Here is a 9,397-nt window from a genome sequence, read left to right as displayed (position 1 = left end):
ATGGAGTTGCTTCGTGCAGGTGAAGTCCGTGAGGACGACGACAGCTATGTAAGCCCTCTGGACGAGCTGTTTGACCGTCTGGAAATGATAAACCCAGAGCATATCGCCCTCAAGTATTATCGGGCGTATCACTCCGGCAGCGCTAAGACGCTGAAATCCATCCAGATTTCCCTTGTCTCCCGTTTGGAGAAGTTCAATCTGGATTCGCTGGCCGGCATTACCCAATACGATGAAATGGATTTGGGGCAAATCGGAGAAAAGAAAACGGCGGTATTCGCCGTGATTCCCGATAACGACAGCTCCTTCAATTTCATCGTGGGTATGCTTTATACCCAGCTGTTTCAGCAGATCTACTATCAGGCCGACTCCGTTCACGGCGGCAGACTGCCCGTGCATGTGCATTTTGTCATGGACGAGTTTGCCAATGTCGCTCTGCCGGATGAGTTTGATAAGCTCCTGTCCACTATGCGAAGCCGCGAGATTTCTGTCTCTATCATCATTCAGAACCTTGCGCAGCTGAAAGCTCTGTTTGAGAAGCAATGGGAGAGCATTGTGGGTAACTGCGACGAGTTTCTGTATCTGGGCGGCAACGAACAAAGTACCCACGAGTATGTTTCCAAGCTGCTGGGCAAGGAGACCATCGATACGAATACCTACGGACGGTCTCGCGGCAGAAACGGAAGCTATTCCACCAACTATCAGCTTGCCGGACGAGAGCTGATGACACCTGACGAAGTGCGTATGCTGGACAACCGGTACGCACTTCTTTTTATACGCGGGGAGCGCCCCATCCGGGATCTCAAGTATGACATTCTTCATCATCCTAATGTGGCGCTTACGACGGACGGTTCCGCACCGGCCTATACCCACGGTGAGGATACCAGAAGCATCGCTTCCATGGCGTTCAGCTTCGACAAGAAGGCTGTCAAAAACGCTGAAAAGCTGGAGGCAGAAAAACATGAATTCTTGCTCTACTCGGAAGAGGAGCTGGAAGAACTACTTGATGAAAAGGAGAAAAAAGACAATGAAGAAGCTTAATGCAAAGAAGAACACCAGCAAGCCGGAGATCCCCGGCAAGGTCAAGAAGGGCTACCGCATTTATGTGATGGCTGTCCTTGCCCTTACGCTTACCATGAGCATGGGCGTGACCGCCTTTGCCGCAGGCGACCCCATTACCGTCGTCAACAACCTCAGCGACTTTATCTTCGGCCTCATCCGTGCGGTCGGCCTGATTCTGCTTGGCTGGGGCATTGTGCAGGTCGGTCTCAGCTTCCAGTCCCACGATCCGAGCCAGCGTTCCAACGGTTTTCTGACCCTGGCCGGCGGCGTCATCATCACCTTTGCCAAGGAAATCCTCAACCTCATTGTTGGCTGATCCGGTTTCCGCAAAAGGGGCGGTCGTAAAGGCCGCCCCGAAGGGAGGTGTAACGAATGTCGGATAACTGGATTGTGCAGAACCTTGAAAATGCACTGGAGGTTTGGAACGATAAGCTGTCGGAAATCTGGCAGCTGATCACGCAGTCACCGCAGACATTCAAAGGTGGCTCGATCTGGTCGGTTATTTGCAGTATCCACGGAGCGCTGCAGGCCATCGGCTATGCGCTGTTGGCGCTGTTTTTCGTAGTGGGAGTTGTGAAAACCTGCGGCTCCTTTGCAGAGCTGAAAAAGCCGGAGCACGCGGTGAAGTTGTTCGTTCGTTTTGCGATTGCTAAAGGCCTGATTACCTACGGCATGGAGCTGATGATGGCGATTTTGGAGATTATCCAGGGCGTAGTCAGTACGATCATGAATTCTGCCGGCTTTGGAAGCCCACAGGCAACGGTGTTGCCGCAGGAGATTATCACGGCTGTGGAGGATTGCGGTTTCTTTGAGTCTATCCCCTTGTGGGCGGTAACGCTGATCGGTGGACTGTTCATTTGGGTGCTGTCCTTCATGATGATCATGAGTGTATATGGCCGCTTTTTCAAAATGTACATGTACACCGCGCTTGCGCCGGTTCCGCTTTCCGCCTTTGCCGGAGAGCCTACGCAGAACATCGGAAAGAGCTTCCTAAAAAGCTATGCGTCGGTGTGCCTGGAGGGTGCAATCATCGTCTTGGCCTGCATCATCTTCTCCGTGTTTGCGTCCAGCCCGCCGGTTGTTGATCCGAATGCAGCTCCGGCTTCTATGGTGTGGAGCTACATCGGCGAGCTGATTTTCAACATGCTCATTCTGGTCGGCGCGGTGAAAATGGCAGACCGACTTGTGAAGGAGATGATGGGTATCTGATATGGCAAAGCGTGTACTGAATCAATGGCGCGGATATACCGTGGCTGATTGCGATTGCAAATATTGTCTCTATTACGGCGGCAGAAAGAAAGGCGAAGTAAATTGCCTTGCAGAGGAATGTGTCTGCAAGGAGGAACTTCAGGAGGCTCTGCGCCGGGAAAAAATGCAGAAGGGGAAATTACCATTATGACTGTTCAACTTTATAATATTCATCTCACTAACGGCGAGGTCCTGCAGGTAGGAGAGGACTACGACCTGCACGGAGCGCAGACAATCGTCAATCGCTTCTATAAGGCGGGAGACAACGATATTCTTGAATTTCAGACGCCGTTCACTTCTATGTATGTTCCTCGTAAGCACATTCTGTTTATTGCTACCGCTGATGTGTTGACCTAAAGGAGGTACGATATGGAGGTCAAAATCAATAGAGAGATTCGGAACTATACCGAGTCCATGTTTTTCGGACTGTCCCTCAGACAGTTCGTTTTTTCTTTACTGGCTGTTGGCGTTGCAGTGCTTTTGTACTTTGTTTTGAAGCCCTATGTGGGGACGGAAACGGTTTCGTGGATGTGCATCCTTGGTGCTGCGCCCTTTGCGGCAATGGGCTTTGTGAACTACAACGGTATGACCGCAGAGCAATTTGTGTGGGCATGGCTCCGGAGTGAAATGCTGGAGCCCAAGCAGATCAAGTTCGAGCCGGTAAATATCTACTACGAGGCGCTAAAGGACGCTATCGATGAACATGAAAAGGAGGCCTGCAAGCACAATGATTAAGAGCATCAAAGCGATCCTTGCACAGGACAAGGAGAAGTTTAAGATTCCGAGAAAGGTGCAGGATCTTATTCCCATCAAGAACATCTGGCCGGATGGCATTTTTAAGGTTGGAAATAAGTTCTCTAAGTCCTTCCGATTCTCGGACATCAACTATCTGGTGGCAAGCCGTGAGGATAAAGAGAGCATGTTTCTGACATACTCGGAGCTTCTGAACAGCTTGGACAGCGGAGCTACCACGAAGATCACCATCAACAATCACAGGCTGAACAGGTCTGATTTTGAGGAATCCATCCTGATGCCCATGAAGCAGGATGGGCTGGATGAGTACCGCAAGGAGTATAATGACATGCTCTTGGACAAGGCGACGGGAGCAAACGGCATTACGCAGGAAAAGTATATTACCATCACCGTGGCCAAGAAGGACATCGAGGAAGCACGGGCATATTTTGCGAGAATCGGAGCGGATTTGACCGCCCATTTCGCAAACCTGGGTTCCAAGTGTGTGCCCCTGAACGCCGTTGAGCGGCTGCGCATTCTCCACGACTTTTATCGCCCCGGTGATGAGGCGGCATTCTCGTTTGATATGAGCCGAAAGGCGCACCTGGGGCATGATTTCCGTGACTACATCTGCCCGGACAGCATAGAGCGTGCTGCGGATCATATCAAGCTGGGCGAGAAATATGCCAGAGTGCTTTTCCTCAAGGACTACGCCAGCTATATCAAGGACAGCATGTTCTCGGAGCTGACCGAGCTGAACCGCAATCTCATGCTCTCCATTGATGTGATTCCCATTCCCACCGATAAAGCCGTCCGTGAGGTGGAGCACCTCTTGCTGGGCGTGGAAACGAACATCACCGGCTGGCAGAGAAGGCAGAATCAGAACAACAATTTCTCCGCTGTGGTTCCCTACGACATGGAGCTTCAGCGCAAGGAATCCAAAGAGTTTTTGGACGATCTGACCACCCGTGACCAGCGCATGATGTTTGCGGTGGTCACAATGGTGATTACCGCAGACACCAAGGAGCAGCTGGATCTGGACACGGAAACGGTGCTGTCTACAGCGAGAAAGCACATGTGCCAGATGGCAACGCTGAAGTATCAGCAGACGGATGGACTGAACACGGTACTCCCCATCGGGACGAGAAAAATCAATGCGTTCCGAACGCTCACGACAGAAAGCCTTGCGGTGCTGATGCCCTTCAAGGTGCAGGAGATCATGGATAAGGGCGGTATTTACTTCGGCGAAAATGCCATTTCCCACAATCTCATCATGTGCAACAAGGCAAATCTTCTGAACCAGTCCGCTTTTCTGCTCGGTGTTCCCGGTTCCGGTAAGTCGTTCTCGGCAAAGGAGCTGATCACCTTCCTCATTCTGAACACCAACGATGATATTCTGATCTGTGACCCCGAGGGAGAATACGCGCCGCTTATTGAAGCTATGGGCGATCTCGGCTCGGTGATCCGTGTGTCTGCCGGCGGCAGAGACAGACTGAATGCCATGTATATGGTGGACGGGTACGGTGAAAACAACCCCATTGTCGTAAAGTCCGAGTTCATTATGTCTCTGATCGAGCAGATCGACAAGAAGGGCGTCGGCCCGCAGCACAAGTCTATCATCGACCGCTGCATCACCAATGTGTACCGCAATGCGGCGGACACCGGGACGATTCCCACTCTCTGCACCCTACGCGATATGCTGCTGGAGCAGCCTGAGCCCGAAGCGAAGCAGATCGCGCTGTCCCTTGAGCTCTATACCACCGGTTCTCTGGACATCTTCGGCAAGCAGTCCAATGTGGATCTCGACAAGCGTGTCGTGGTGTTCGACATTCACGGTCTCGGTTCCCAGCTCAAGCCCACCGGCCTGCTGGTGATTACGGACACCATGCTCAACCGCGTGACGCTGAACTGGAAGAAGGGCAAGCGCACCCATGTCTTTATTGACGAGTTCCATGTGGTGTTCGAGAACGGGTTCTCGGCGCAGTTCTTCAACTCCGCATGGCGGCAGTTCCGTAAGCGCAACGCCTCCCCCACGGCAATTACGCAGAATGTGGAGTATCTGCTGGATTCTGTTCAGGCCAGCACCATGCTTTCCAACTCGGAATTTGTAGTTATGCTGAATCAGGCTGCATCCGACAGAGGGCAGCTTGCCAAGCTCCTGAACATCTCCAATGAGCAGATGAGCTATATCACCAATGCCGACGCCGGCTGCGGACTGATTAAATACGGCTCTGCGCTGGTGCCCTTTATCAATCGGTTCCCGCAGGACACCAAGCTCTATCAGCTTATGACCAAGCGCCCCGGCGAGGGCAAATTTGCAAGAGGACGGGATTAAGCCCGTCCTCCATTCTTTTGGGAGGAATACAAAATGAAAAAGAAAGCCCTTGGAATCATCATCGTTTCCGTACTCGGCGCGGCAGCGATCTTTTGCAGCACCATGTTTACGCATCAGTATCTGGATGCGAAGAACAGCAAGGCGACATTTGACGATCTGACCAATCTGATTACGGAAATCGACGAGCCGCAGAAGGCCACCGAAGCGGAGGAATCCAGCCTGAGCGCAGAAGAACTGGCGGCGGCAGAGGCGGCGCTGGCCCGCGAAAAATATGCGGCACTGTTTGAGCAGAACCACGACTTTATCGGATGGATCAGAATTGATGGTACGAATGTCAATTACCCCGTCATGCAGACCCCGAACAAGCCGGACTTCTATCTGAAGCGCAGCTTTGATAAAACATACAGCGACTACGGCGTTCCCTATATTGACGAGGCCTGTATGACCGGGATCAGCAACAATCTTGTGATTTATGGGCACCACATGAACGACGGCTCTATGTTTGCCGACCTCTGCAAATACACCGATTCCGACTTCTGCAAGGAGCATCCGGAGATTGCCTTTGACACGCTCTCCATCCTCGGCAAATATGAGGTCGTTGCCGCCTTCAAATTCAATACGAACCTCGAGTCAAGTACAACGAATACACGCTGATGGATGAGGCGCAGTTTGCCGAGTTCATGGAGAATGTCCGCGCAAGACAGCTCTATGACACGGGCATTACTGCTGAATACGGGGACCAGCTTTTGACCCTTTCCACCTGCGAATATACCTATCCCAACGGTCGCTTCGTTGTCGTAGCGAAGAAGGTGTGACTTGTCTGCTCTGAAGGGAGGCGATGGCTTTGGGCAGGATAAAAACAAGAGAGAGCGTTAAGGATATCAAGATTCTTGATAAAGCGGCTGTTGCCTCCGAGCGCATGAAGACGGCCCTTGTCCGTTCTAAGGATCAGGCAGAAAATCTGATGGACGACGGGCAGATTTCCCCCTCTGAGTACGCGGAGGACAAAATCCGCTATGCCGCTGAGGATGTGACCGATCAGGTTTGGCACGAGGTTTCCGGCCAAACGAAAAAAGCCATTGAAAAAGGCAAGGAGGCGCACCGGGAGCACCGCAATGAAAAGCGCATCCACAAAAATGAAGAACGGGTTCGCCGCTATGAGGAGGAGCTGCGTAGGGGCGCGCCAAGCAGAACGCCGCGAGAGGAGGCTGCACGGCAGGCAGCGCGGCAAAATACGGAGGCCACACGGACAAGCATCCGGAGCAGACGAAACCAGACCATCAAATCTGCGGAGCGTACTGAACGCACCATCAAGCAGTCTGCTCGCTCTGCCGGGAAACAGACAGTAAAAGCCGGTGCAAAGGGAACGGTAAAGTCAACAGAGAGGGCCGTAAAGACTGCGGAGAAAACCGCCAAGGCTGCCATCAAAACCGCAGAGGCAACAGCGAAGGCAACGCAAAAGGCAGCGGCTGCGGCTGCAAAGGCCGCACAGAAAGCGGCGGAGATTGCCCGTCAGACTGCCATAGCCGCCTACAAAGCGGCTGTTGCAGCGGCGAAAGCTGTTGCGGCGGCAATCAAGGCCATAGCAGCGGCGATGAAAGCACTGGTTGCGGCTATCGCTGCCGGTGGCTGGGTTGCGGTCGTGGTCGTCGTGGTTATCTGCCTTGTTGCCTTGATTGCCTGTTCCTGCTTCGGCATTTTCTTTTCAAGCGAGGATACAGGCTCAGAAAAGACGATGCGGCAGGTCATTCAGGAAATCAACTTGGATTACCAGAACGAGCTGGATGCCATCGAGGCTTCTGTTGAATACGATGCGCTTGAAATGTCCGGTTCTCGGGCTGTGTGGCCAGAGGTGCTGTCGATCTATGCCGTCAAGACGACCTCCGATCCGGATAATTCCCAGGAGGTGGCAACGATCACTCCGGAAAAGGAACAGCTTCTGAAGGGCCTGTTCTGGGAGATGAACGAAATCACCCACCGGACGGAAACAAAGACCGAGACGGTCATTGTGGAGACGGATGACGGCAACGGCAATATTCTTGAGGAAGAGGTACAGGAGACGATTACGACGCTCTATATTACTGTCAGCCACAAGACGGCGGATGAGATGGCTGCGCAGTACGGTTTCAATGAGGATCAAAAGCAGCAGCTTGCAGAACTGCTTGCGCAGGACAGCGGCATGTGGGCGGCGGTGCTTTACGGAATCTATGGAGTGGATGACCAAATCGTTGCCGTGGCGCTGTCGCAGGTGGGCAATGTGGGCGGAGAGCCCTATTGGTCATGGTACGGCTTCGGCAGCCGCGTGGAGTGGTGCGCCTGCTTCGTCAGCTGGTGTGCGAACGAATGCGGCTATATCGACACCGGTGTCATTCCTAAGTTCGCAGGCTGTGTCAACGGTGTCCAGTGGTTCCGGGAGCGAGGGCAGTGGGCGGATAACGCCGTGGAGCCCTCGCCCGGCATGATTATCTTCTTCGATTGGGATAATAAGGGCAACTCCGGCCCGCAGGACGCTCAGTCCGATCATGTCGGTATCGTCCAGAAGGTCGAAAACGGCGTTGTCTACACCATCGAGGGCAACTCCGGCGACAGCTGCCGCGTCAATCAGTACCCGGTTGGTCATTATGAAATTCTCGGATATGGGGTAGTCGCCTACTAAGCAGAACACGGTGTCACCCTCCGTCGGGTGGCACCGTGTTTTTTTATTGATTTTTGTATTTGTCCATTTCCTGAAGCATTTTATAGAGTTGCTTCTGCTCTGCCTCGTTCTTAGAGGCAACCAAGTCATAGCATTTGGCCGCAATGTTGTCGCCGCCGCTCTTTCCCAACTTATCGAATAGCTCGGACAGTGAAATATCCATAGCTGATGCAATCTTCTCAACGCTTTCCAGAGTGGCGTTTTTCTCACCACGTTCCAATTGCCCGATATATGTGGGATGGCAGCCGGCAAGCTCGGCTAGTTTTTCCTGGCTGAGTCCTTTTTGCGTCCGGTAGTTTCTGATGCGTTGCCCAATGATCTTTGCGATATCACTCATTCCCCTCGCCTCCATATATAGTCTATAAATATCGCTTTGGCCAATCCATAGACTATTGATATTCAAAAGGCCGGGATATATACTATAGATATTATTTCTCAAATTTCGGCATTTATAGTATTCGAGAGGAGTGCGAAGTTTATGCGCTCAAAAACAGTTTGCTTCACCGGACATCGGGAATTGCCGACAGATGATCTGCCCGAAATTTCCAAGCGCTTGGAGGACAATTTGGTCAAGCTGATTGAGCAAGGCTATCGCTATTTCGGCGCAGGTGGTGCCTTGGGATTTGATACTCTGGCAGCGCAGGTTGTCCTCCTCTTGAGGGAGCGTTATCCGCAGATCCGGCTGATTCTTGTGCTGCCGTGCCTTAACCAGACTCGAGGCTGGCCGCAAGAGAATATCGACACTTACGAAGAGATCAAGCGCTGCGCAGATAAGGTGACTTATACCTCGGAGCACTATTTTCGGGGCTGTATGCAGAAACGCAATCGGCACCTTGTGGATAACAGCAGCGTTTGTATTTGCTATCTAACGAAACCCACCGGCGGCACGGCATATACTGTGGACTATGCCCGCCGCAGGGGCCTGCGGATCATCAATATCGCAGGCCCAGATAGCTTGTAAGAGTGCCTTGTACGCAAATAAGTCTCCCGAATTGCCTTTCCATAGGTGAACGGTTCGGGAGGCTTTTTCAGGTGATGGTCAAAATCGACACCATAGCTGCTGTTTTTACAGAATTTGTTCGTATTCTGTCGTAATTTCGGAGGCGTTATGGTAGAATATACTCTGTAAAGTTATAAGCACTTTGGGAGATTTTATTTTCAACAGGAGGAACCCCATGACGGTCCGTTATGACAAACTTTGGATTTTGCTGATCAAGAACAAAATGAAAAAAGGCGAGCTGGCCAAGGCTGCGCACCTGTCGTCCCATACCATGACCCAGTTGAACAATAACCGCCTCGTCTCCATGTCTGTCATGCTCCGATTGTGT

13 protein-coding genes are annotated in these 9,397 nt (G+C 52.2%); 12 read left to right on the top strand and 1 reads right to left on the bottom strand.

Annotation, left to right across the window (positions count from 1 at the left end; genetic code table 11):
• From IAG03_RS13690 to IAG03_RS13645, 10 genes are all read left to right on the top strand, one after another.
• On the top strand, positions 1-1,038 hold a 1,038-nt coding region (locus tag IAG03_RS13690), incomplete at its 5' end, for a VirD4-like conjugal transfer protein, CD1115 family (RefSeq protein ID WP_249320655.1).
• Positions 1,025-1,375 (top strand): glutamyl-tRNA amidotransferase, encoded by a 351-nt coding sequence (locus IAG03_RS13685; protein ID WP_249320654.1) that lies wholly within the window; start codon positions 1,025-1,027, stop codon positions 1,373-1,375. The genes IAG03_RS13690 and IAG03_RS13685, both read left to right, overlap by 14 nt.
• Positions 1,376-1,431: 56 nt before the next feature.
• The gene (locus IAG03_RS13680; RefSeq protein WP_249320652.1) at positions 1,432-2,268 is read left to right on the top strand and encodes a VirB6/TrbL-like conjugal transfer protein, CD1112 family; all 837 of its coding nucleotides are present in this window, start codon (positions 1,432-1,434) and stop codon (positions 2,266-2,268) included.
• Between the two features lies 1 nt (position 2,269).
• Positions 2,270-2,458: a hypothetical protein gene (locus IAG03_RS13675; protein WP_249320650.1), complete on the top strand. Its 189-nt coding sequence runs from the start codon at positions 2,270-2,272 to the stop codon at positions 2,456-2,458.
• Complete coding sequence (locus tag IAG03_RS13670; protein ID WP_249320648.1) at positions 2,455-2,664, top strand: hypothetical protein; 210 nt, start codon at positions 2,455-2,457, stop codon at positions 2,662-2,664. Before IAG03_RS13675 ends, IAG03_RS13670 begins: the two co-directional genes overlap by 4 nt.
• A gap of 12 nt (positions 2,665-2,676) precedes the next feature.
• Complete coding sequence (locus tag IAG03_RS13665) at positions 2,677-3,042, top strand: PrgI family protein (RefSeq protein ID WP_249320647.1); 366 nt, start codon at positions 2,677-2,679, stop codon at positions 3,040-3,042.
• Positions 3,035-5,374 (top strand): VirB4-like conjugal transfer ATPase, CD1110 family, encoded by a 2,340-nt coding sequence (locus IAG03_RS13660; protein ID WP_249320646.1) that lies wholly within the window; start codon positions 3,035-3,037, stop codon positions 5,372-5,374. Before IAG03_RS13665 ends, IAG03_RS13660 begins: the two co-directional genes overlap by 8 nt.
• Before the next feature lie 33 nt (positions 5,375-5,407).
• Positions 5,408-6,028: a class B sortase gene (locus IAG03_RS13655; RefSeq protein WP_249320644.1), complete on the top strand. Its 621-nt coding sequence runs from the start codon at positions 5,408-5,410 to the stop codon at positions 6,026-6,028.
• The gene (locus IAG03_RS13650) at positions 6,028-6,189 is read left to right on the top strand and encodes a sortase family protein (RefSeq protein ID WP_249320642.1); all 162 of its coding nucleotides are present in this window, start codon (positions 6,028-6,030) and stop codon (positions 6,187-6,189) included. Before IAG03_RS13655 ends, IAG03_RS13650 begins: the two co-directional genes overlap by 1 nt.
• A 29-nt stretch (positions 6,190-6,218) precedes the next feature.
• A complete protein-coding gene (locus IAG03_RS13645; RefSeq protein ID WP_249320640.1) occupies positions 6,219-8,030 on the top strand; it encodes a CHAP domain-containing protein in 1,812 nt (603 codons plus the stop codon).
• 43 nt (positions 8,031-8,073) lie between these two features.
• Here the strand turns inward: IAG03_RS13645 and IAG03_RS13640 are convergent, their stop codons facing one another.
• Positions 8,074-8,406, bottom strand: coding sequence for a helix-turn-helix domain-containing protein (locus IAG03_RS13640; RefSeq protein ID WP_249320639.1), 333 nt, complete (start codon positions 8,404-8,406; stop codon positions 8,074-8,076).
• A 141-nt stretch (positions 8,407-8,547) separates the two neighbouring features.
• Between IAG03_RS13640 and IAG03_RS13635 the strand changes: the two genes are divergently transcribed.
• Both IAG03_RS13635 and IAG03_RS14655 read left to right on the top strand, forming a co-directional pair.
• The gene (locus IAG03_RS13635) at positions 8,548-9,030 is read left to right on the top strand and encodes an SLOG family protein (RefSeq protein WP_249320638.1); all 483 of its coding nucleotides are present in this window, start codon (positions 8,548-8,550) and stop codon (positions 9,028-9,030) included.
• Positions 9,031-9,244: 214 nt separating this feature from the next.
• On the top strand, positions 9,245-9,397 hold a 153-nt coding region (locus tag IAG03_RS14655), incomplete at its 3' end, for a helix-turn-helix domain-containing protein (RefSeq protein WP_430472470.1).

Source organism: Yeguia hominis (assembly GCF_014384705.1).
Lineage (GTDB): Bacteria > Bacillota > Clostridia > Oscillospirales > Acutalibacteraceae > Yeguia > Yeguia hominis.
The sequence above is the reverse complement of the archived record's forward strand: the minus strand, read 5'-3'. Positions and strand labels throughout refer to the sequence as shown.